The 24,819-nt window shown below is 31.8% G+C and carries 21 protein-coding genes; 11 read left to right on the forward strand and 10 right to left on the reverse strand.

Going from position 1 to position 24,819, the window contains the following annotated elements:
* Window positions 1–116: 116 nt before the first annotated feature.
* The 3 genes from AC0608_RS07680 to AC0608_RS07690 all read left to right on the forward strand — a co-directional run bounded on the left by AC0608_RS07680 (window position 117) and on the right by AC0608_RS07690 (window position 2,873).
* Window positions 117–710, forward strand: a complete 594-nt coding sequence (locus AC0608_RS07680; RefSeq protein ID WP_478288661.1) for a 2OG-Fe(II) oxygenase — start codon at window positions 117–119, stop codon at window positions 708–710.
* Window positions 711–981: 271 nt separating this feature from the next.
* Entirely contained in the window at window positions 982–1,881 is a 900-nt protein-coding gene (locus AC0608_RS07685; RefSeq protein ID WP_478288662.1) for an MBL fold metallo-hydrolase, read from the forward strand.
* Window positions 1,882–2,018: 137 nt separating this feature from the next.
* The gene (locus tag AC0608_RS07690) at window positions 2,019–2,873 is read left to right on the forward strand and encodes a DMT family transporter (protein ID WP_478288663.1); all 855 of its coding nucleotides are present in this window, start codon (window positions 2,019–2,021) and stop codon (window positions 2,871–2,873) included.
* A 94-nt stretch (window positions 2,874–2,967) separates the two neighbouring features.
* Here AC0608_RS07690 and AC0608_RS07695 read toward each other — a convergent pair whose 3' ends face one another.
* Together AC0608_RS07695 and mnmE are read right to left on the reverse strand one after the other, a co-directional pair.
* The gene (locus tag AC0608_RS07695; protein ID WP_478288664.1) at window positions 2,968–4,110 is read right to left on the reverse strand and encodes a saccharopine dehydrogenase family protein; all 1,143 of its coding nucleotides are present in this window, start codon (window positions 4,108–4,110) and stop codon (window positions 2,968–2,970) included.
* A gap of 258 nt (window positions 4,111–4,368) precedes the next feature.
* A complete protein-coding gene (gene mnmE, locus AC0608_RS07700; RefSeq protein ID WP_478288665.1) occupies window positions 4,369–5,757 on the reverse strand; it encodes a tRNA uridine-5-carboxymethylaminomethyl(34) synthesis GTPase MnmE in 1,389 nt (462 codons plus the stop codon).
* A gap of 178 nt (window positions 5,758–5,935) precedes the next feature.
* Between mnmE and AC0608_RS07705 the strand changes: the two genes are divergently transcribed.
* From AC0608_RS07705 to AC0608_RS07720, 4 genes are all read left to right on the forward strand, one after another.
* Entirely contained in the window at window positions 5,936–6,766 is an 831-nt protein-coding gene (locus AC0608_RS07705; RefSeq protein WP_478288666.1) for a universal stress protein, read from the forward strand.
* Window positions 6,767–6,816: 50 nt separating this feature from the next.
* Window positions 6,817–7,650, forward strand: coding sequence for a universal stress protein (locus AC0608_RS07710; RefSeq protein WP_478288667.1), 834 nt, complete (start codon window positions 6,817–6,819; stop codon window positions 7,648–7,650).
* 107 nt (window positions 7,651–7,757) lie between these two features.
* A complete protein-coding gene (locus AC0608_RS07715) occupies window positions 7,758–9,530 on the forward strand; it encodes a MutS-related protein (protein WP_478288668.1) in 1,773 nt (590 codons plus the stop codon).
* Between the two features lie 88 nt (window positions 9,531–9,618).
* Window positions 9,619–10,509, forward strand: a complete 891-nt coding sequence (locus AC0608_RS07720) for a hypothetical protein (protein ID WP_478288669.1) — start codon at window positions 9,619–9,621, stop codon at window positions 10,507–10,509.
* 79 nt (window positions 10,510–10,588) lie between these two features.
* Here AC0608_RS07720 and dnaN read toward each other — a convergent pair whose 3' ends face one another.
* From dnaN to AC0608_RS07745, 5 genes are all read right to left on the reverse strand, one after another.
* Window positions 10,589–11,707 (reverse strand): DNA polymerase III subunit beta, encoded by a 1,119-nt coding sequence (gene dnaN, locus AC0608_RS07725; protein WP_478288670.1) that lies wholly within the window; start codon window positions 11,705–11,707, stop codon window positions 10,589–10,591.
* 103 nt (window positions 11,708–11,810) lie between these two features.
* On the reverse strand, window positions 11,811–13,496 hold the full coding sequence (gene gldG, locus AC0608_RS07730; RefSeq protein WP_478288671.1) for a gliding motility-associated ABC transporter substrate-binding protein GldG: 1,686 nt from the start codon (window positions 13,494–13,496) through the stop codon (window positions 11,811–11,813).
* The gene (gene gldF / locus AC0608_RS07735; RefSeq protein ID WP_478288672.1) at window positions 13,496–14,221 is read right to left on the reverse strand and encodes a gliding motility-associated ABC transporter permease subunit GldF; all 726 of its coding nucleotides are present in this window, start codon (window positions 14,219–14,221) and stop codon (window positions 13,496–13,498) included. Before gldF ends, gldG begins: the two co-directional genes overlap by 1 nt.
* A 51-nt stretch (window positions 14,222–14,272) precedes the next feature.
* Entirely contained in the window at window positions 14,273–14,569 is a 297-nt protein-coding gene (locus AC0608_RS07740; RefSeq protein ID WP_417960219.1) for a putative quinol monooxygenase, read from the reverse strand.
* 64 nt (window positions 14,570–14,633) lie between these two features.
* Window positions 14,634–15,461, reverse strand: a complete 828-nt coding sequence (locus tag AC0608_RS07745; protein ID WP_478288673.1) for an SAM hydrolase/SAM-dependent halogenase family protein — start codon at window positions 15,459–15,461, stop codon at window positions 14,634–14,636.
* 182 nt (window positions 15,462–15,643) lie between these two features.
* Here AC0608_RS07745 and AC0608_RS07750 point away from each other — a divergent pair, with 182 nt between their 5' ends.
* Entirely contained in the window at window positions 15,644–16,594 is a 951-nt protein-coding gene (locus AC0608_RS07750; RefSeq protein ID WP_417960217.1) for a PhoH family protein, read from the forward strand.
* Between the two features lie 913 nt (window positions 16,595–17,507).
* On the forward strand, window positions 17,508–18,974 hold the full coding sequence (locus AC0608_RS07755) for a glycoside hydrolase family 130 protein (RefSeq protein ID WP_478288674.1): 1,467 nt from the start codon (window positions 17,508–17,510) through the stop codon (window positions 18,972–18,974).
* 69 nt (window positions 18,975–19,043) lie between these two features.
* Here the strand turns inward: AC0608_RS07755 and AC0608_RS07760 are convergent, their stop codons facing one another.
* The 3 genes from AC0608_RS07760 to AC0608_RS07770 form a co-directional block, all read right to left on the reverse strand.
* Window positions 19,044–21,455, reverse strand: a complete 2,412-nt coding sequence (locus AC0608_RS07760; RefSeq protein WP_478288675.1) for a TonB-dependent receptor — start codon at window positions 21,453–21,455, stop codon at window positions 19,044–19,046.
* Between the two features lie 64 nt (window positions 21,456–21,519).
* Window positions 21,520–22,812: a sensor histidine kinase gene (locus AC0608_RS07765; RefSeq protein ID WP_478288676.1), complete on the reverse strand. Its 1,293-nt coding sequence runs from the start codon at window positions 22,810–22,812 to the stop codon at window positions 21,520–21,522.
* Window positions 22,781–23,458: a response regulator transcription factor gene (locus AC0608_RS07770; RefSeq protein WP_417960320.1), complete on the reverse strand. Its 678-nt coding sequence runs from the start codon at window positions 23,456–23,458 to the stop codon at window positions 22,781–22,783. The genes AC0608_RS07765 and AC0608_RS07770 overlap by 32 nt, the downstream gene beginning before the upstream one ends.
* A 473-nt stretch (window positions 23,459–23,931) precedes the next feature.
* On the opposite strand from AC0608_RS07770, the gene tpx reads away from it, so the two are divergent.
* Both tpx and AC0608_RS07780 read left to right on the forward strand, forming a co-directional pair.
* A complete protein-coding gene (tpx, locus tag AC0608_RS07775; protein WP_417959978.1) occupies window positions 23,932–24,429 on the forward strand; it encodes a thiol peroxidase in 498 nt (165 codons plus the stop codon).
* Between the two features lie 10 nt (window positions 24,430–24,439).
* Window positions 24,440–24,814 carry a diacylglycerol kinase family protein gene (locus AC0608_RS07780; RefSeq protein WP_417959977.1) on the forward strand — a complete coding sequence of 125 codons (375 nt, stop codon included), beginning with the start codon at window positions 24,440–24,442 and terminating at the stop codon, window positions 24,812–24,814.
* Window positions 24,815–24,819 lie beyond the last annotated feature (5 nt).

A 24,819-nucleotide genomic window follows, 5' to 3' on the forward strand; every position in this document is an offset into this window, starting at 1 on the left:
GCAATATAAAAACAAATTAGTAATAAATAATTTTATTTATTACATAATGAGTCCCTAGCGGGTTTTATTAGTCTACCTTGTCCCGTTGGTAGTAAATACAGTCAATTAAAACAAATATGGAAAATAGTTTCGAGGCCTTGATTGCTACTTATATTAAGAATAAAGTAGGGATATCCGAAGATTTTTTGAGTACCCATTTAGCCAATAATCTAAAGCAAAACTTACTTGTTTTGAATCAGAAAAGCCTATTGATGGAAGCTGGAATTGGGAATTCAGAGAAGGTTTCTTATGATGGTGCGATACGAAGCGATTCCATTTATTGGCTTGACAAAAAACACAATAACGCATTCGAAAATGAATTCTTTACTCAAATAGAAGCCTTTATTGTTTATTTAAATCAAAGCTGTTATGCAGGAATAACGGGCTATGAGTTTCATTATTCGTTGTATGAAGCAGGGGATTTTTATCTGAAGCATTTGGATCAATTTAAGAATAATCCCAGTCGAAAATATTCGATGATTAGTTACTTAAATAGTAATTGGCAAGAAAGTGACGGTGGTGAATTGCTGATACATCAAGCTGACAACAATCAAAAAATTGCTCCTACTCAGGGTAAAACAGTTTTTTTTAAAAGTGATGAATTGGTTCATGAAGTTTTAGTGACTCAAAATACTAGAATGAGCATTACTGGATGGCTTAAGAGTGATTAAAATTCTATTTAAAAACGAAATAAAGTAAGTATATTTTTAAGTACTTGTTTATCGGAGGTATATTTCAAACACTCAGAACTCAGTTTTAAATAATTTATTAGATGGTAGTATTTTTTACCACACGTACATTTTCTAACTTATAATTATTAAAAGTCAACGGAAGATTTATACAGTTTATAAAATTCGTCTGACTTCTGAAAATTCTATACGGAGTGAAGACGAATTTAAATTAAATATAAACTATCTTGTAAGATCATAAATAAAACTAGTTATGTATAAAATTCATACTATTGATTTACACTTTCAATCTGAAAAACACTCCATAGGCGCTTTTTTAATTGAAACCGAAAAAGGTCCGATACTTATCGAAACCGGACCAGAATCTACTTGGGAATATCTTGAAAAAGGGATTCAGAAAATAGGATACCAGATTATAGATATTCAACATGTATTTCTGACCCACATCCATTTTGATCATGCGGGAGCTGCATGGAAGTTTGCACGAAATGGAGCTAAAATATACGTACATCCAATTGGAATTCCGCATCTAGCCAATCCCGAGAAATTATGGAATTCAGCCAAGATGATATACACAGATGCGATGGAGCTTCTTTGGGGAAAGATGGAATCCATACCTGAACAACAATTAATCGGGGTAACTGATGGAGATAGTGTAGACTTTGGAGATGTACGAATAAGAGTATGGTATACTCCGGGACATGCCGTACATCATAATGCCTACCAAATTGGTGACGCGATATTTACAGGTGATGTGGCTGGTGTAAAAATAGGAGAGGGTCCAGTAGTACCACCTTGTCCGCCACCTGATATTAATATTGAATTATGGAAAGAATCCCTAAAAAAACTTAAAGATTTAAAGCCAAAAGCCTTGTATTTAACTCATTTTGATTTACAAACAAATCCCGATGAATTATTGTCAGAACTAGAATTAGTTCTCGATGAATGGGCAAATTTCATAAAACCATTTTATGATAATCAAACTCCACCTGAAATAATAGTACCACAATTTATAGAATACACTAGAAAACAGTTTGTGAATAAAGGATTAAAGGCGGAAGAGATCCAAACTTATGAGTTTGCTAATCCAAGCTGGATGTCCGTAAATGGTTTATTGCGCTATTGGAAACTAAAAGAACAAGGAAGAATTTAAGATTTTATAATTTTTACTGTTTTTATTTTAACCACTGAAACCCTATTAATACTTTTTTTGAATTGTTGCTTTCTTTAACTTTATAAAAGAGTAATATAAAAGAAAATAAATGGTAATTTTGAACGCTAAAATTCATTATGTTATTTCTGATTTTAAGTGTTATTTGCAGTGTTACCGTAGGAGCGTTATTTAAAGTGGCTCGCGGGTACGCAATCAGCGCTATTCAAATCGTTGCTTGGAATTATGTATTTGCTTTAATTCTTTGTTATTTGTCCTTTAGTCCAGCTTTTAATAATATAGGATATTCGGCACCATGGAGCATTTATGTATCGATCGGGATCTTGTTACCGACTGTTTTTCTTTTTTTGGCAGCTTCGATAAAACAAGTAGGTATCGTTAAAACAGATGCAGCCCAAAGACTTTCTTTGTTTATTCCCATTATGGCTGCTTGGCTGCTCTTCAAGGAAGATTTCAATATGTTAAAAATCACTGCACTTTTGGTAGGATTTCCTGCATTGTTGCTTATTCTGGCTAAGCCTTCCCAAAACACGAATAATAATTGGATTTATCCAGCAGTAGTTTTGCTAGGATTTGGAATTATAGACATTCTTTTTAAACAAATTGCATTGTATACAACTCTGCCCCATACAACATCATTAGTTATAGTTTTTGCAATAGCTCTGCTTATTATGATTGGTGCTGTCGTTTATGAGGTGATTGTGATTAAAATACCGTTTAATTTAAAGAATATTATTTTTGGAGGTTTAGTGGGTATTTTTAATTTTGGAAATATTCTTTTCTATTTAAAAGCACATAAAGTCTTCGCAGAAAATCCTTCAACAGTTTTTGCTGGGATGAATATGGGAGTCATTGTAATAGGTAGCCTTGTTGGCATCTTTGTTTTTAAAGAAAAACTAACCAAAATGAATTTTACAGGTCTTTTTTTGGCTCTGATAGCAATTATTTTAATCGTGATCTCACAGATCATTTAATAAACTAAAATGTTACAACCTCATTAAAGAAGTCAATTAATTACTAAACTTTGTAGAAAATTTGCCGTCATATTATACGTAATTGTGGTTTGTTTTATAATTGTCCGTAAACACGTATTATATAATTTCCATTCAAAAATTGTATTGGATCTATTTGGCTTTGCAGGACAACTCCGTGATGAGGGTTTTCTAGTAATAGTTGGGCTGCTTGAGCCAAGGGCGCTGCCGTGGTTGTTTGAATGGCTCTCAATTGATGTTTCCCTACTTTTTGAGGATCTATGAGTTTAGCAATTTCTCGTCTGCGCAAAATTCCAGATGCGTCCATACCTTCTACTGCTGCATACAAAACGATTTGGTCATCTTCAACATGAGGCACTAATGCTTCCATTTTTTCTTGCAATCCTTTAATTGCGTCTGGAGCATTTTCTAAATCAATAAGTTGTTCCTGTATCCAACCATAATGTCCTGGATGACGTAAGGTCTTATAATCGAGCGAGCGTACTTTTTCTGATAATGCATCTGGTAAATCAGCAGCACCTCCAGAAGTAAGGTCTTCCTCATAAGTGATTCCATCAATAATAATAGTTGCTCTTTCGGATAATGCTGGTAGGTTAGTTTTTTTAAAATCCCGAAGTACAACAGTATCTTTTATGTACTCAGTAGCAACACCCACCGGACTCCATGTAAAACCATAATAATGAGGGGCAACTGCATGATTGGTTAGAGCTCCAACTTTAAACTCTAATTTGTCGGCTTTATCTACTTCATAATCCTTACAAAACTGTTGAAAAAGCCCATTGGCAAGTAAATCAATATAACCAGGTGCTAAACCAGTTTGAAGTAGAAAACCAGTTTGAGCATCTTTTGCTAAAGCTATTATTTCTTCGGTTTCTGCAACATATTCTGTGAGATTAGCGTAATGCAACTTATAATCCTTTGCAAACTGGGCGATTCTCGTTGCTTGACTACCCGGTAGGCAGTCTAGAATAATATCTCCTTGAAGCAAGATTCTTTTCATATCATCTGTTAAGCCCTTTTCAGCAAGATAAAAGTCCTGAACAAATTCGGATTTTGTTGTTCCTTCTTGAATCCACTGTGCTACTTTTTTTGCTTTTGAATGGGTTCTGTCACCAATAAAAAGAGTAGGTGTTACTTCGCTCCATTCCATCAATAACAAACCAACAGCTTCTGCAATTCCTCCTGCTCCTGCAATAATTATAGTGTGATGCTTTTTCATATCTTAAAGATACTATTTTTTATTGGTTAAGCATTTAGGGTTCTAAGTTAAAAGAGGTTTGATCCCCTGATTAAATGGTACTAGTTCAGATTATTGCATTCAAGGGGCTAATATCAGTAGTCAATTTTAGTGCTACTGGGATAGTTTTTTTAATATCAATCAGTAAATATTTAATATAGCCGATAATTTGATATTACTAATTTTCTATTTTTAAAATCAAATTATTTTATATTTAAGATAGTTTATTTGGTATACCTGCTACTTTCCGATACAGAAATTAGCAAATATATTTCCTAACAATTCATCATTCGTAACCTGACCGGTGATCATCCCAAATTGGTACAGCGCTTCCTTGATATCCAAAGCCATCAAGTCGCTTGATAGGTTGGTTTCCAGTCCGTATTTTACTTTTTTTATTTCGTCTAGTGCTTTTAGTAAAGAATCGTAATGTCTTGTATTAGTGACGATTGTTTCATTATTTCGTAATGCGCCAGTATTAACAAATGAAAGTAACTGATCTTTTAAATCTTCAACGCCTAATTTTTCTTTAGCAGAAACAAGTAAAATTTCGGGTATTTCAGATTTTAAATTTAGGATTTCATTTTCTTCTAATTTATCGGCTTTGTTACCAATAATTACTAACGGCTTCAATGGAAACTGATTCTTAATTTTTTCTAATTCCACTTTCAACTTTAAACCGGAAACTTTAAACTCAGAACTATCAAAAAGAAAAACAACTACTTGTGCCTGTTCAATTTTTTCGAATGTTTTTCGGATTCCAATGCTTTCCACCACATCTTCAGTTTCGCGAATCCCAGCAGTGTCTATAAATCGAAATCCGATGCCACCAATGACCAATTCATCTTCAATTGTATCTCTTGTTGTTCCCGCAATTTCCGAAACAATGGCACGCTCTTCATTTAATAATGCATTCAATAGCGTTGATTTCCCCACATTTGGTTCTCCCACAATGGCTACAGGAATTCCGTTTTTAATTACATTTCCTACTGAAAAGGAATCGATTAAACGTTTAAGTACAAATTCAATTCTATTTAATAATTCATAAAACTGCGTTCTATCTGCAAATGCTACATCTTCCTCAGCAAAGTCGAGTTCAAGTTCGATCAATGAAGCAAAATTTAACAATTCTTCTCTAAGTTTGGCAATTTCATTAGAGAAACCTCCACGCATTTGCTGCATGGCAATTTGATGTGATGCTTCATTATCTGATGAAATTAGATCGGCAACAGCTTCTGCTTGGGATAAGTCTAGTTTTCCGTTTAAGAAAGCTCGTAATGTAAATTCACCAGGATTAGCCATTCGACAGCCTTTTCTTAGCAATAACTGAATAATCTGCTGTTGTATGTAAGTTGAACCGTGACAGGAAATTTCAATCGTATTTTCTCCGGTGTACGAGTTTGGACCTTTGAAGATCGATACTAGGACTTCATCCAAAGTTTTCAAGTCATCCTTAATGTGCCCTAAATGCAAAGTATGCGTTCTTTGTGTTCTTAAGTCTTTGTTTTTGATAGATTTAAAAACAGTATTTCCAATAGTAATGGCATCTTCGCCGGAAATTCGAATTACTGCTATTGCTCCAGCTCCGGAAGGAGTTGCAAGAGCCACAATGGAATCGTGAGGTATCATATATATGTAGTCAATTTTATGCAAAAGTAAGTAAAATTGACAATGGGACAAGACTTGGATAATAAAGCATTGCCTTTAGTTTTGTTAAAAATCAGTAAAACTGATAAATATCATACTACTTTGTTTTTTGTTTTGTAAATTTATAGTATGAATTGATTTGCAACTAATGAACTATGCTATGAAAAAAATTCTATTTCCTACCGACTTTTCTATGGTGTCCAAAAATGCTTTTATATATGCATTGAAATTGGCAGAATCCATCAATGCTGAAATAGTTACAATGCATGTTTACCAATTTCCTCAAACCAATTATATTAATGTTTCAGAATATTTACATGAAATATATGATGTCACGGAACTTAGTAATTTTGAAAATTATAAAGATGAGGTTCCTATTTTAAGAAATATTGCTGATGAGAATAATTTGAATCATATCAAGATTAGTCATGTTTTAATCTCAGGGAATCTCGTTGCTGAAATAAAAAAAATCACTGAGAATGAAAATTATGATTTTGTGGTTATGGGCACAAAAGGAGCGACTAGTGTTAAAGAAACTTTTTTTGGCACAACAGCTACAAAAGTGATGAATGATATCAAAGCATTAGTTTTAGCAATACCGGAACACTGTCAATACCATACAATCAAAAAAATACTTTTTATTACGCAGTATAGACCAGAAGATACTGAATCCTTTTTACGGGTTATGTCTTTAGCCAGAATCTTTCAAGCTCACATAGATTGTTTGCGTATAGAGTCGCCGCATCATGAAGTAAAAAATGACTGTATGGAAGAATGGAATGGATTGATTGATAATCAAGAAGTATTATTTCACTCGATTATAGAAGAAGATGTGGAAGGAACTATTTTAAAATTTATAGATCTATATGAAATTAATTTGATTGCGATGCATGTGTATCATCGAAATTTTTTTGAAAAACTATTCGAAATAAGTCTTTCAAAAAAATTGACTTTCCATATTAATGTCCCCATTCTTGCTATCCACGGATAAAAAAAATCGGATGTGATGTTGTTTACCAAACGATTTTAACACCTAATAAAATGAAAAAAATTCTATTTCCTACAGATTTTTCCGAAGTGGCGACAAATGCTTTTGTCCATGCTTTAGAATTTGCAAAAATAGTTCATGGTGAACTCATTTTATTACACACCTTTGAATTGCCAATATATGACAATCAGTTTTTTCCAGAAAATTATGCCGTCATTTATGATTCTTTGCAGTTGGCTAACCTTAATATGTTTAAGGATGAAATTCCAAAACTTCGCGCTATAGCTCAATCACATAATCTGGATAAAATTAAGATTTCTCATAGGCTTATGGATGGTGATTTACTTTATAATATTAAGAAATCTATAAAAGAAGACGCAATAGATTTTGTGATAATGGGTACATCGGGAGCCAGTGGTTGGGAAGCGTTTTTTATAGGTACTAATACAGGATCTGTTATTTCAGGAATTCAAGTTCCTATGTTGTGTGTCCCAGTGGAGGCTAAATTTAAAAAAATTGAAGTCATAGGCTTTACAACCCGCTTCCGCGAAAAAGATAAAATAGCGCTGAAAATGGTTTTAAAAATTGCAAAAAAAACAAATGCAAAAGTAAAGTGCCTTTATGTAAAAACAAATGAATCAGATGTAACCAAAGAAACTATTACGAATTGGGAAGAAGAGTATTCCTTGGAACCTATCGAGTTCTTTGTTATCAATAGTAATGAGGTGAAAGAAACAATTATTGATTTTATTATGTACAAAGAGATTGATATTTTGACAATGCTTACCTATAAAAGAGGCTTTTTCGAAGGGATATTTAACCCTAGTTTAACTAAAAAAATAGCCACTAAATTTGATATTCCAATTTTAGCTATTCCCATTGATTGATACAGTTTGAATTTTGAATTCTATTTAGTACGGCATTGCCATTGCCTTTTAATTTAGACTTCTTAGCGCAATCTATTTTGTTATATTTGCATTTCATTAATTGAATTATGGAAATATACAAAGCAAAAAAAATACGCTTTTCAACAGCTTTACATGCAATCAATAAAAAGTACAATAGTATAAGTATTCTAAGACTTTTTACTATTGTACTTTTTTTAGTTTCTATTTATTATTACATTAAAACTAGTGCGATCATCTTGATCGCCGTATCCATTTTTATTTTTGGAGTATTTGTAGTATTGATGAGCATTCATTCTAAATTAGTTTTTCAGAAACAAGTCAATCAAGCCTTATTCGATATTAATGAAAATGAAATTTCTTATCTGGAAAGAAACAAAGTGCCTTTCGAAAACGGACAGGAATTTAATGATTTTCATCATCCGTATGCGTATGATTTAGATATCTTTGGGGAGCATTCCTTGTTTCAAAACTTGAATAGGACGGCAACTTATATTGGTAAAAAAACATTCGCAAACCAACTGCTAACAATACTGCCAAATGATGAGATTGCCAGAAATCATCAAGCGATAATAGAATTATCAGAAAAATTAGATTGGCGTCAAGAATTTTTGGCTAACGCCAAAATAAGCGATGACAATCAATTGAATTATGAGACTTTGCTTAAATGGAGTACGTTCAATAGTACACCTTTGTCCAAACTGAGTGTTTTTATTTCTTATTTTTTACCATTTCTTTTTCTGGGAGTTTTGATCACCTATTTAGGGACTTCAAATACTATTTATGCAACTGTTTTATCATATTTATTTGTTGTCAATTTAATCATTTTAGGTCGTTTTATAAAACGAATTCAAATCGAAATTGCTAATTCTACTAACATTGATAAAACCATTCATCAGTATAGTTTGTTATTGCAAAAAATTGAAGAAGAATCTTTTCAGTCTAAAAAGTTAATCGATCTGCAGCAAAGACTAATGTTTAAAAAAGAAAATGCCAGCATTCATTTTAAAAAATTGGCCTCGTTGTTTTCTAATATGGATACCATCGGAAATTTTGTGACAGCACTATTATTCAACGGAACTTTTCTATTTAATCTTCATGTTTTAAAGGCGTTGATTCAATGGAAAAAGGATCATTCCGAAGCCTTAGAAAATTGGTTAGAAGTTATAGGAGAATTCGAGATGCTAAACAGTTTGGCCAATTTATCGTATAATAATCCAGAATTCGTTTTTCCTACATTAAATAAAAATTTCCAAATTGATTTCACAGATTTAAGCCATCCTTTATTGAATAAAAAAACAAGAGTAGGGAATACCGTAAGTTTTTATCCCGAATCCTTTATGATTTTAACTGGTTCTAATATGTCAGGAAAAAGTACTTTTCTGAGAAGTTTGGGAATCAACATGGTTTTATCAGGAATGGGTTCGCCGGTTTGTGCCAGTAAGGCAAATGTGCATCCGTTACCGGTTTTGGTTTCCATGCGATTGTCGGATTCATTGTCGGATAGTGAATCGTATTTTTTTGCTGAGATTAAACGCTTAAAGCAAATTATGGACGAATTGGAAGACAGACCGGCTTTTGTTTTATTGGACGAAATATTACGTGGAACTAATTCTGATGATAAGCGAAACGGAACAATAGAAGTGGTCAAAAAAGTGATTGGTAAAAAAGCAATTGGAGCCATTGCAACTCATGATATTGAGGTTTGCTTGACCACCAATGACTATCCAAATATATTAACCAACAAATGTTTTGAAGTACAAATTATCAATGACGAACTCCATTTTGACTACAAACTTCGGGATGGAATTTGTAAAAACAGAAGTGCTACATTCCTGATGAAAAAAATGGGGGTGATTTAGAAATTCGTTTTTATAAAAAAATATTAAAATAAATAATAAACATTAATTTAAATTACTACTTTCATAATTCAAAATAATGATAAAATTTATGAAAAAAAATATATTTGTATTTTTGTTATTTGCTTTCACCTCGGCGATTTTTTCTCAGCATAAACAATTTACTTCGCATAGTAAAGTTATTTACATGGAATACAAAAATTATAAAGCATTGAAAAAAAGTGGTAATAAAGCTATAGATTCAATTGGATTTAATATTATTAAGAGTGATACTTTAATAATTATTACTGGATACGAAGAAAAAGGAGTAAAAGTTCTGTATGAAGAAAAAGATTCCATATTTTTAGAACGCTATAAACAATTGGTTTTCAATAAAAAACATCAAAAAAAAGAAGAGAGATTAAAACCAAGAATGAAAATTTGGAAAGAGGAAGTGAAAATTTATTTTGACAAATCCGTCAGCAAATATAATAGTAAAAAGCTTAGTGAATTTATTAATTATCTCGATAAAGAAATTGATTCATTACATATTACTGTCGTAAAAGATAAAGATAAGTCAAACTATTTTATTTATTCCATAGACGATAGGAATGATGTAAATTTAGATACAAGAATACGAGGAAATGACGGTTATTATCTTTTATGGAACAACAAACAAAATATTTATAGTTGTTCCTTAAAAATTAATGCGAAAAACAATTTAAATGAAAAACAGATATTAACTAATTTGAAGGTTAATTTTATACGATCGTTGGGTTATTTTTATCAAGAAGTTGATTATTCAGATTGCAATAGTTATTTTTCATTTTGTAAATCAGATAAAAAAGAATTCGGAAAGAAAGATCTTGAAATTTTAAAATATCATTATTCCTATGGAATTTGCAAAGGAACTAATATAGAAACATTTGAAAAGAATCATAAAGATGCCAAAGAATCAATAAAAAAAGGAAATACAAAGTTTTATTTTAGTCATAGTGAATAAACAAAAAACCGTCCCGATTTATAGGGACGGTTTTTTAAATATAAAAATGGTTTGGTTAATAGCGTATTTTTAAACCGAACTAGCTGTTCAGCATTACTGGCATTACAAGCATTGTAACGGTTTCGCCTTCTTCTAATCCATCAACAGGAGTAAGGATACCGGCTCTGTTGGGCAATGACATTTCAAGCATAATCATATCCGATTGCAAGTTGGTCAACATTTCAGTTAAGAAACGAGAATTGTACCCTATTTGCATATCGTCGCCTTGATAATCACAGGTCAATCTTTCTTCAGCTTTGTTTGAATAGTCAATATCTTCGGCAGAAACATTTAATTCAGCACCAGCAATTTTCAAACGGATTTGGTGTGTCGTTTTATTCGAAAAGATGGCAACACGACGTACAGAACTCAAAAACTGAGAACGGTCAATCATTAATTTATTTGGGTTTTCTTTTGGAATTACAGCTTCGTAATTTGGGTATTTTCCATCAATTAAGCGACACATCAAAACATAATTGTCAAAAGAAAAAGTAGCATTCGAGTCGTTGTATTCAATTTTTACTTCAGCATCCGAAGTGCCTAAAATATTTTTTAAGATGTTTAGAGGTTTCTTTGGCATAATAAAATCAGCCACTTGAGAAGCCGTTACATCAGTACGGGCATATTTTACTAATTTGTGTGCATCCGTTGCCACAAATGTCAAACCCTGTGGTGAAAACTGAAAAAATACACCAGACATTACCGGACGCAAATCATCGTTTCCTGCAGCAAAAATAGTTTTGCTAATAGCAGTTGCCAACACATCAGAAGGAACAAGTGTTACGGATGGATCGTCTAAATTTACTGATTTAGGGAATTCATCCCCAGGGGCATAAGCCAAAGCATATTTACCAGAATTAGAACTGATTTCAATCGTACTGTTTTCTTCAACTGTGAACGTTAAGGGCTGCTCTGGAAATGTTTTAAGGATTTCCAAAAGCAATTTTGCAGGGACAGCAACACTTCCTTTACTTTCAGAATCAATTCCTAAAGTAGCAGACATTGTGGTCTCTAAATCAGAAGCAGAAACCGTAAGTACATTATGGTCTAAATCAAATAAAAAATTATCTAAAATAGGTAAAGTATTACTGCTGTTGATTACGTTTCCTAAAACTTGTAATTGCTTTAATAAGTATGAACTCGATACTATAAATTTCATCTGTCTTGTTTTATTTTTTAAAGTATTTCTTTAAATCCGAAATACGATACATTTTACAAATATATCGTAAACTATTCTAGTTTGGAAACTTTTTTATTAACATCTATTTGCTGTATTTTCTTTTTCGAAGGAAAGTAAATACGACACCAAAAAGCACTAAAATAAGAATTGGTAGTCCGATAGTTAGGATTTGTGTTCGGGTGTAGTTTTGATAAACTTTTTCTTTATCCAATAAAGGTAAATCAAGATCTTTGCTTCGAATGTTAATAAGTCCAGTATCATCCAATAAGTAATTGACACAATTTATTAGAAAATCTTTATTATCATACAAATTTCCAGACCTTTGGTCGTAACCCAATTCTATCGGTTGGAAGTTTTTATCCAATTGATTTTTAATTAAATCTCCATCAGCAATCACAATCATTTTATTGTTTTTTCCTACAGCTTGAAATGTTTTTTGATCAAATGGCAATACCCGATTTTCGAACATAGAATGAAACGAGCCTTCTAATAGAACCGCTAATGGAATATTCCCTTTATTCAAGTAATCATTTGGCGAAGTTTCTTCGGCAACAATGTTTAAATTTATCTCTGTTGGAGTTCCTATTTTTTTCGAATAGGGAGACGATTGCAACAAAATAGTTTTTTTTATTCCGTTTTTCAAGGTATCAATAGGATTCGCAAAATCAAATTTGATTCCGCCTAAATTTTTAACAATTGGATGTAAACTATTTGGATACACCTGAGGCGCAAATTTCCAGTTGAATTCTTGAAATTGGGTAGCACTTCCTTGTTCTCCAGTAGCTAATTTTATGGGACTTCCTTGTTCGTCTTTTACTACATCAGGATTGATTCGGATGCCGTATTTGAAGAGCATATCATTCAAATTTAAATCTCTTGGATAGACCAAAGTGGAGCCTGAAGTATTATATAAACTGTCCATTTCAGCAGAAACTTGGTCAATCAGCCACAATGTTTTTCCACCGTTGATGATAAATTGATCCAAAACTTGTTTCTCCACATCTGTAAATGTTTCGGTAGGTTTTGCAATAACTGCCAAGTCATATTTCTCTAATGCTTCCAGACTTCCAATCTGATCTTTGGCAACTGAATCTAAAGTAAAAGGGCCGATATGGTAGCTCTCCCGTACTTGTAGCAGAAATTTAGCCATCAAAATATCTTGCAGTTCTCCATTTCCCTTGATAACAGCGATTTTCTTTTGTTTGGCTTTGGTAATTTTATTCAACCCTTCGGCAATAGAATATTCCAGATGCTGAACAGAACCAATCACTTTTTGGGTTGTTGAAGCTCCCATAATATTTTTTAATAATGGAATATTAACTTCCTTATTGTCATAAATGGCAATTGCCCAAGGAAAAACCATCGCTTGGGATTGCTTTCCTTTGTCGTCAACGGTTATGTTTATTGGCGTAAGTCCTTTTCGATACAAGTCTTTAATATTATCCATACTGGCCTCTTGGTTCTCCAATGGATCTACGAATTCAAAAATAATATTGGTGTTATACGCCTGAAATTCTTCTAATAATTGCTTTGTTTCTTGTTGTAAACGTTTGAATTCAGGCGGTAAATCCCCTTGCATGTATACCTTTATAAACAGCGGATTTTTTACCTGGGTAATGATATTTAAAGAAGTAGGGGAAAGGGTGTACCTGTTGTCTTTTGTTAAATCAAACCGATGGAAAAAGAAACTTCCAATTACATTCAGAAGCACTAGAAATGCAAGGATAATCAAAACTGATTTAAGGTTATTTTTCTTAGAAGTTGTCATTACGATTGGAATGATTTTAGATTGTAAACAGTAAATAAAAGAAAGCCAACGGTTATGCTTGTAAAATAAAGGATATCCCTTGTGTCTAATACGCCTCTGCTCATACTTTTGAAATGCTCTTGCATTCCTAATGACGCAATTACAGCTGATACATTTGGAATAACCCCAGCTAATCCTTCAAATCCAAAATAGAAGAAGAAACTTAGAAATACGGCAACAATAAAAGCTACAATTTGATTATCAGACAACGTTGAAGTGAATATTCCAATGGCTGTATATCCAGCAATCAGGAATAATAATCCAAAATAAGATCCTATCGTGCTTCCCATATCGATATTTCCCTCCGGCATTCCTAAACTGGAAATAACAGCTACATAGCTGAATGTTGGGATAATCGCCATTACAATCAACAGTAACGCTCCAAGAAATTTTCCATTTACAATTTGCCAAATACTTAACGGCTTCGTCAGTAATAATTCTATTGTTCCTTGTTTTTTTTCATCCGAAAAACTGCGCATGGTTACCGCGGGAATCAAGAATATTAAAATCCAAGGAGCCAAGGTGAAAAACGGAGTCAAATCGGCAAAACCGGTATTCAAAATATTATAATCTCCTTCGAAAACCCAAAGAAATAATCCATTAATAATTAAAAAAATGGCAATAACTAAGTAGCCTATGGGCGAACCGAAAAAGGATTTTATCTCTCGTAGTACTATTGATTTCATGTTTTTTATTTGTTTAAAGGTTAACGTTTTTTAGTTCAAAGTTGCTCAACTTTAAACCAAAGTAACTAACTTATCAACGCTCCACGCTTCCGGTTTGTCATTGAATAATTTCTTGGTGAATGTCCAAACATCATAAAAAAGTTCAGAATTCCTGTAATTTTCTAAATCTGCTTCGGTTTCCCAATAGCTATATGTAAAGAAAATGCTTTTGTTATTTTTGTCTTGATACAATTCTAAGAAACGATTTCCAGGTGCATTTCGTATTTTATCTTTCATTAACTCAAAGTTCTCTAAAAAAGCAGGAATATGCTCCTCGTGAAAACTCAATTTTACAATTCGTACAAACATTTAAATTTATGATTTAAGATTAACGATTTAAGATTTCAGATTTTTAACTAATTACTAAATACAATTAATTAAACACTACATTAATAACATCTCTATAATTCAATCCCAATAAACTAGTAGCAGATCCAACTTTGGAAGGATTGCTTCTAAAAATGGCAATTTCAAGAAAGCCAGCTTCGTTGAAAATAGCTAATTTTTCGCCTTCGTACGATTTGATTGGGTATTTACTAGAACTGGCAATCGCAGAATAATTAGGTAAAATTGTTTTTATATTTTTGGTTTTCAATACAATTTCATACGGTCTTCCTTTGGACACTTCTATAAAATATTTTTTAGAAATATTAGTTACTACATTCCCAAAATGATCAATGTATATTACATGACCTACTAATGTATTTCCATCAACAGTCATAATTGGATTCAAGTCAGTTATTTCTTTGATAGTGTTAATTTCTTTACCGATTACGTTCATCAAACCACCTTTAGCTAAATGGCACGCCACTTTTACAAACACGTCAAGGTCAGCAGCATCACTAGGCAAACGGTCATGTATAGTAATCATGACTACTTTTTGCGGAACAATTTTTTGCGAAAGCATGCTTAAAATACCATTATCTGAGGCAATAAAATAGTGATCGTTCCATTGCATAACAATATGTTGATTCTCTTTATTGGATTCCATATCGACTCCAATAAGGTGTACAGTTCCTTTAGGGAAGCTTGCATAAGATGCGCTAATTATGTAACTTGCTTCTAAAGTATTGAATGGGTCGATATCATGAGAAATATCAATAATTTTAGCCTCTGAATACTCTGATATAATTTTACCTTTCAACGCACCCACAAAGTGGTCTTTCAAGCCATAATCGGTAGTAAGGGTAATTATTGACATAAATTTGTTTATAACTATTGGTGTTATGTAAACCTAATTTTATTAAATTTGAGAAGTGCAAAGCTAATAATAGTAATCTCAAAAACCGAGAAACAAAAAACAAATTCTATTTAAAAACTATAAATATACCCGACAACCAATTGATTTATCAAAAAATTAATTCTAATTTAAAACTACCTCATTTGAACGAAAGAATAATCGAGCTCATAGACATCGCTCCAAAAGACTTTTGGGGCGCTCAAGACACTCATCTTGAAACAATTAAAAAGTATTATCCGAAATTGAAAATTGTCGCTCGGGGAACAACATTAAAAGCTTTTGGAGAAAAAGAGGTTTTAGACGAGTTTGAAAAACGATTTCAACGGTTGATGCTCCATTTTAATAGGTATAATAATATTGATAATAATGTAATCGAGCGCGTCATACTGGGAGATATTCAGGAAGAAAGAAAATTTCAAGGTTTAGACAAGATTTTGGTACATGGAGTGGGTGGAAAGATCATTAAGGCCATGACTCCAAATCAACAATTGTTGGTGGATACGATGGAAAAAAACGATATGCTTTTTGCCGTTGGGCCTGCTGGAACAGGAAAAACGTATACCGGTGTTGCAATGGCTGTTAAGGCATTAAAAGAGAAAAAGGTAAAAAAAATAATTCTTACAAGACCAGCAGTAGAAGCAGGTGAAAATCTAGGGTTTCTTCCAGGAGACATGAAAGAAAAATTGGATCCCTACATGCAACCTCTTTATGACGCTTTACGCGATATGTTGCCTAATGAGAAATTAGAAGATTATATTTTGAAGGGAATTATCCAGATTGCTCCATTAGCATTTATGCGCGGAAGGACTTTAGATGATGCTTTTGTAATTTTGGATGAAGCACAAAACACTACTCATTCTCAAATGAAAATGTTTCTTACCCGTATGGGGAAAAGTGCTAAGTTTATGATCACGGGAGATCCAGGTCAGGTCGATTTACCCAGACGTACTATTTCAGGACTTAAAGAAGCAATATTGGTTCTAAAAGACGTTGAAGGAATTGGTATTGTTTATTTGGATGACAAAGATATTGTACGCCACCGATTAGTCAAAAAAGTGATTGATGCCTACAAACAAATTGAGAACAATGATTAAATAAAAAAGGTGTCCCTAATGGGGCGCAACTAAAAGTGAAAATAAATTTATAATTAATTTTAAGGAGAATGAACTCGATACTATATAGAACTCATTTTCTTTAAAATTAATTGTAAATTTATATTTATTAGACCTTCAATACCCTCTATCAGGAATAAACCCGCTAATTAATAAAGTATTAACTTAAATAGATCTACTTAAGAATCTATCTTTATCTTAAATTTTTGAGAAAATAAAAATAGCTTTTTTTGATTGATCTTATATTCTAATGAAGGTTATGAATTTCATAAAAAAATAGTTATAAAATAATATTCTGTATCAATATATAAAATCAGCAAATAGACATAATTTAATTGCTTTTAAATCAGATATTTTCATGGACTCTAATTCATAACTGCTTAAACTTTAATTAATTTTCATACACATATAAATATTGTTTGTTTACATATTTTCAAAGTCAATATTTGAAATTAAACTTCAGTGAATCGTACGATTTTAAAAAAGTTAGTTGCAATGGTATCAAATATTTACACTTATTTTATGATTTTTTTGTAATTTTGAGATAATCACTTAATCAAAAGTTACGCTTACAAAATTCATAATATATTAAAGTGATTTGTTTTGAAACAGTTTGGGAATTCAAATTTCAACATAATGATTTAAAAAGCAACAATTTTTTTGCTTAAACTGTTCAATTATTTAGTTTCTTCATCCAATACTTGTTTTATAAAATCAATATTCTTTGTAAAAGGTTATAGGTAGAAATAATTCGGAGTACGAATAGATAATTTTCAATCAAATATACTAAAGTTGATTCTTTTAAACAGGATCTAACATCAAAGGAGCATGCTTCAAAATCTTCTTATACTTCATGAAAAAGCGTACTTATTTATTATAATTTAAAAATAAAGCTATGAGAGTTCCTGTTATCCGAAAAAACATAACATTTACCCCTGATTCCAGAAGGGTAGTAGCCCGGTATTTTATGAATGGTGAGCAACGGACTCAAAAAATGGTGAGTCACATAATGATGTTAGATGAAAAACAAGTAGTAGAAACCTTGGAACATACACTTCGAGAGTTTGCTAGAAGACACAGAAATATTTCAAGTATCTTTTTTAGACATTGCGAAAAAATTAGAGGCATTATTGAAGGCATGCAAATCAACTATGACGCACTATCACAAGAACGAAAAATGCTTATTGGTTCTTATTGTACAATGGAATATGCTATAGAATCGGCAGCAATTTTTAACCCTTCCATTGTTGAAGATTTTGATCAATCAGGTCTCGAAAAGGGCGAAAAGCGTGTCATTATTTCTTTCCGTGCTACAGGCGAAGGTCATATTTCCTCAATTGTTTTTAGAAGAGGAATTCTGGATAAGAATAACAATCTTCAGGTAATGAAAATTGGTAGTAACATTGACAAAGCAGAGATTGTTCATAAAACGCTTTATAATAAAGAACGCTTTTTGATTAAATTGGCAGAAATGCATACTTCAGATAAATACTCAACACGCATTATGCAGGATCTTCCAGATGAATTTGAGTATGCGGTATTAAAAAGTTTGGTAAATAGAGCATTAAGCGATCCCTTGATTCGGCAGGAGCGGAGAATTGCACTCGAAGAAGTGATCTGGTTAGCTGATTCATTTTATGATTTACAATTCAAACATGATTCCGATATCACTGAACGTGTTATATTTCCGATATCAGATTCTGAAAGCCGTGGTATTGAAGATGCTCGTTTTGTGCGTTTTGTGGACGATGATGCCTCAGAGCGTGTTATGGCTACCTATACGGCTTATAATGGTCATGTGATTCTTCCTAAACTTATTTCTACTGAAGATTTTTATACGTTCCGTGTAATGCCTTTATATGGAACTGGTGCTCAAAATAAAAATCTAGCATTATTCCCAAGAAAAATCAAAGGAAAGTATGCTATGCTATCTAGAATTGATGGTGTGAATAATTACCTCATGTATTCCGATAGGCCTACGCAATGGAATAATCCTGTTATTATTCAAGAGCCTCGTTACACTTGGGAATTTACACAAATAGGAAATTGTGGATCGCCGCTTTGGACTGAAGAGGGATGGTTGGTTATTACGCATGGTGTTGGAGCTATGAGGCGGTATTGCATAGGAGCTTCGCTGTTTGATTTAGACGATCCTTCAAAAGAAATAGGAAGATTAAAAGAACCCTTACTCTCACCGCTCGAGGATGAACGGGAAGGCTATGTTCCTAATGTTGTGTATTCATGCGGTTCTATTATTCACAACTGCAGTCTAATATTACCTTATGCGGTATCGGACTATTCATCTACTTATGGCGTAGTCGATTTAATAGAATTAATCGAGGCCTTGAAGAAAAGTAAATAATACTTTAATGATCCTCAATTTTATCATTATAAAATGGTGTAATAACGGTGAGACTTTTGATCTTTGTATCTAAAATTTATAGTTGTAACCCAATCGAATTACTTGTGTTTCGTAATAATCAGAACTAGTGTAGCTAAATTGCTGTCCTTGAATTTGTTTTTTGATTACCAAAGTATTAAAAAGGTCAGTGGCATTCAAGAAGAATTCTCCTTTACCCTTTTGAACTGTTTTTTTTATTCCTAAATCAATTGAAAAACGTGATCTTATTTTGCCTTGCGGAATAATATCCGGTGCTAAATAAATTCCGGTTACTTGAGCATCTACTTTTTTAGATAAATGCAATGTATTGTTCCACTTTATATTTCCAGAGAAAACATCTTGTTTCCCAGCTGAAAATGTATTGGGTTTTGGATATAAATTTTGAACAGTAAAGGCATCAATCTGATTGTAATACGCATTAAAGTTCAGATTGAACGAATACCATTTTGCAATATTTTGTGAAAGAACCATTTCGGCTCCTGTATTGGAACTTTTATTTAGGTTTTGAAAAATGGCATAAATGAGATTGCTATCAGGAATTGTAGACGCAATGCGTGTAATAGTTGCATTGGCAAAACGATGGTAAAAAGCCGTATAAAAAGATCCTTTTTCTAAATTCCTTCTGAAACCTAACTCTAATAAATTAGTAAATTGTGGTCTCAAAGCGGGATTACCAACTTTTATAATTTCTGCATCGTCATACTTTGGAAATATTCGAATATCCACTTCGTTTGGTCTGTCAATTCGGCGGTTGTAAAATAGAGATATTTTGTTGTCTGCATTAATTTTGTAGGCAAAACGAAAATTTGGGAACGGTTCAAAATAGGAATAACCATTAGTTTTGTATGTGGGATGATTTGAGTTTACCTCATAGACCAAATCTAAATATTCCATTCGAACCCCAATTTCTGCCTCAATGGTACTAGTTTCATAAATATAGTTAGTATACAACGCCGGAATAATTTCTTTATACGTTGCTTTTCCTCCAGCATCGGCATCCAAAGGAGAATTTGTTCCTGGGAAGAATTGCATATTGGTTGGGATAATTCGATTACGCAATTTAAAACCAGTTTCAATTCGTCCATATTTTAAAGGTTTACTATAATCAATATTAAAATCCATTACTTTTTCATCCGACAAAAGTTTGAAAGCGTCTTTACTGGAATATGTTGGTAAAATATTATCAAAAAAATATTTTTCATCCTCTCTATGAAAAGTATAATTAAAGCCCATATTTAGTAAATGTCCCGCTTCTTTGAATTTATGTTGATAGGCAACAGTACCCATAAACGTTGTTTTTAATTCATCTTCCAAAAATTGCCACAGTCGTAATCTTTCACTAAAGTCAGCATTAAAGAAAGGTTGATCACCATTGTCTATAATTTTTTCTGTCCCAAATAAACCTGAAACAGTCAGTGTGTTTTGGTCATTAATATTCCAGTCGATTCCAGATTTTATAGTAGTAAAATGGGTGTTTCTATTTCTTTTTAATTGTTGGTTTATACGAGTCCCATCCTCATATGTACGTGTTACAAACTCATTTTTATTTAGTGTTTCGGTATACAAATAATCGCCTTGAAAAAAAGCATTAATTTTGTTTTTACGATAGTTTAGGGACAGTGTAGGATTTATTTTTGGCGTTACCGCATATTGAGGTCGTATTGTAGGTAAATTTTGTTTTCGTTCCCATAAAGCTCCTATTCCTGAGGTAAAACCAGCTTTTCCATTAAATCCTTCTTTTTTGTTTTTCTTATAAATGATATTAATTATTCCAGCGTTTCCGTTAGCATCATATCTTGCGGATGGATTATTTATAATTTCAATTTTTTCTATAGCTGAAGCCGGAATGTTATCTAAACCAGATTGATTCCCAAAGCCTGTTAATGCAGTTTGTTTTCCTTCGATCAATACCGTAACTTTATCATTGCCTCTAATTTGTACTTTTCCGTCTTGAACTGTAACTCCGGGTAAATTTTGCATGGTTTGTAATACAGATCCACCACTTTGACTGATATTATCCGCCACAGAAAATGTTTTTTTATCCATTTTTTCACTAATTCCATTTCGATTAGCAACAACTACGACCTCGTCTAATGTTGTGGAATCTTCCTCTAATTCTATAATTCCTTGATCTAAAAATTCAGAAAGAGAACCAATATATACTGATTGTACCTTTGTTTTGTATCCAATGTATGAAAATTCCAAAATATACGTATCCGATTTTATATTGGATAACGAAAACCGACCTTCTTCATTAGTTATTGTGCCCATAATTAAAGTATTACTTTCGACTGTCTTTAAGGCAACGTTTACAAATGGTAAAGCTGATTTTGTTATTTTATCTTTAGTAATTCCAGAGAGTGTAACTGTTTTATTTTGTCCTAATAGACTTGTTACGCTCAACAGTAGAATAGAGGTTATCAGATTGATTTTAATTCGCATTGCAAGTATCTTTTTTAATTTAATAGTACAAACGTCTAAATAGAATTTGAAGAAATGTTGAATTTTAAAACTGAATTTCAAAAATATGAAGATTGTCTTTGAAGTGATAAGAAACTTTCCAAGTATTATTTTCTGCAATTTTCTTAATTATTGATAATCCCAAGCCATTTCCCTTTGAAGAGGGATTGACTTTAGAAAAACGCTCAAATAATGTATCCGTTTCCAATGATTTTGGTATTCCTGTATTAGAGAAAATTAAGGAGTTTTCATCTAGAAATACTTTTATACTGCCATTTATAATGTTATGATTAATAGCATTTAAGAATAAATTTTTAATCATTATTTCAGATAAAAAAGCATTAGTATTTAATAGAACATCGGATTCTAAATGTGTAGTTATAGCAATGTTTTTTGCAATCGCTTGTTCTTTAAAAAAGTCTAATTGACTGGTAATAGTGTTTTTTATAGCAACCACCTCGGGAATGTTATACATTTTACTTTCAATTTTAGACAGTAACAAAAGATTTTTATTTAATCGGTTTATTCGTGTAATAGTTTGATTTAGTGCATCTAGTATTTCAAATTGTCCTTTAGTTACGTCTGATCTTTGCAACAATACTTCTATTTTACCCTTAAAGATCGCAATAGGTGTTTGTAATTCGTGTGCGGCATTCTCGATAAACTCCTTTTGACTTTTATAGATTAAAGTATTTTTTTCAATCCATTTATTTAAAACTGTATTTAAACGATTAAATTCCTCAATAGTATTTAGAGCTAATTGAGGATTGAAATTTCTGTCAATTTCAAATTTTTCAATTTGTTGTAACGTTTCGTAAAAAGGTTTCCATAGGGTTGTGGATATTCTTTTAGTAATACTAAATAACCCCAACAGGAGAATTAAAATTATTAGAGTAAAGACGCACAAAATACTAATTATTAAATCTGAATTATCTATGAGATTAATTTTTGCAGAAAAAACATAGGGTTTATTGTTTATGAACACGGGAGTTTTCAATACACGATAAGGCTCGTTTTCCTTTTTTAAAATGTTATAAAAACTTTTCTTGTAGAATGTATCTTTTGAAATCTTTGTTTGTTCTTTTTCTATTTTTAAATCCCTGTTTAAAGTATTAAAAGCATAAATTTCATTGTCTTTAATTTGAGTAGCATAGAACAATATAAACTCTTTTTTTTGAACAATCAGGGCTTCATCTGTTTCGTGAAGGTATAATAATTGAATTATAAAAAAGAATAAGGGAATACCCAATAGCATTACCATCAAAGAAAATGTAATGTAATAATTAAGTGTTTTATGTAATAATTTTTTAGTCATTTTCCCATTTGTACCCCAATCCATAAACGGATTTTATATAATCATAACTTCCTGATTCGTTCAGTTTTTTCTTTAAATTTTTAATATGAGCGTAAACAAAATCGTGATTGTCTAACATATCCGCCATGTCTCCAGAAAGATGTTCTGCAATAGCACTTTTAGACAATATTTTCTTATTGTTGCCGATCAAAAATAACAACAAATCGATTTCTTTTTTAGTACAATCGATTTTTTTCTCTTTAATTTTGACTGTTTTAGCTAAAGTATCAATCTCAATTTCATTGAATACGATGATATTATTCCCATTGAATTTTTTTCTTCGTATTAAAGATTGAATTCTTACGAGTAACTCCGAAAGATGAAACGGTTTGGTCAAATAATCATCTGCTCCTAAATTGAATCCTTCTATTTTTGTTTCTAAGGTTTCTTTTGCTGAAATAATAATTACGCCATCCGATTTCTTTAATGCTTTTAGCTCTTTCAATATACCAAAACCATCTCCGTCGGGAAGCATTAAATCTAATAAAATACAATCATAATCGTAGCTAGTAATTTTGTTTAAAGCACTCTGATAATTACAGGCTGTTTCACAATGAATATCATTTGTTTTTAAATAACTTTTTATGCTTGATGCAATTTCTATTTCGTCTTCGATAATTAAAATTTTCATTCTGCAAATTAAGAAATGAATTTTGAATGAAAATTGAATTTTAGGATTTAAATTCTTTAAAGCATAAAAATCCACATGTTCCTAAATTTGCAAAAAATAGAAGTTTTAAGATTTATACCATATTTCGTTTCTAAATGTGTTATCCACTATCAGATACTTTTGAGCTTTTGTGCTATAGATTTGCATGCAAAAATTGCACATTAGATTGCGTTGCATTTTCACAATATTTTTTTTTTATTAATTAATAACTAATGATAATGAATCAAATCCTTTAATAGGACGCAACCCGTTCATAATATGACATAAAATAGGTACTATTGGATAATAAATTCATTTTCAATTAAAATTAATTAAGTTTTATTAATGTACATAGGTTCAGAATTTAAGCCAAAATGCCAAACTTTATACTTTTATTTGAGGACTTATTCTTAAATAATTTTCATACTTTTGAACCTCATAAAAAAACAAACACAATGGCTTCAATAACATTAGGAGGAAATCCAATACACACTTCAGGGGAATTACCAAAGGTAGGTTCTAAAATGATTGATTTTAAATTAATTAAAACGGATCTTTCTGTAGCATCGCTAAATGATTTTGCTGGTAAAAAACTAGTTTTAAATATCTTTCCAAGTATTGATACTGGAACTTGTGCAGCATCAGTAAGAAAGTTTAACGAAAATGCCAGTAATTTGCAAAATACTAATGTACTATGCATTTCAAGAGATTTACCCTTTGCACAAAAACGTTTTTGTGGTGCTGAAGGGCTAGAGAATGTTGTGAATTTATCGGATTTTCAAGGTGGTGATTTTGGTAAAACAAATGGTTTAGAAATGACTGATGGTCCTCTGGCAGGATTGCACTCAAGAGCTATTATTGTTGTTGATGAAAACGGGATCATTATCCATACAGAACAAGTTTCTGAAATTGCTAATGAGCCAAATTATGAAGCTGCATTAGCAGTACTTTAATAATTTCTTGATGGAATTTCAAAAAGACAATACTTTCTTTACCGGTAGATTAAAAAGTGTCTCTTATGCTTTTAAGGGGGCTTTAAAATTAATCACAACTGAACACAGCGTTATGGTTCAATTCTCAATAGGAATTTTTATTTCTATTGCAGGTTTTTATTTTGAGATATCTAAAACAGAATGGCTTTTTCAAACATTAGCTATTGGACTTGTCATGAGTGTTGAAGGTTTAAATACTGCTGTTGAAAAAATAGCCGACTTTATTCATCCTAATTATCATGAAAGAATTGGTTTTATCAAAGACATTGCTGCAGGAGCGGTATTTTTTGCTGCTTTGACGGCAATAGCAATTGGTTTAATCATATATTTACCCTTATTTTTTTAGGTATT

This window comes from Flavobacterium sp. GNP008, from assembly GCF_056428965.1.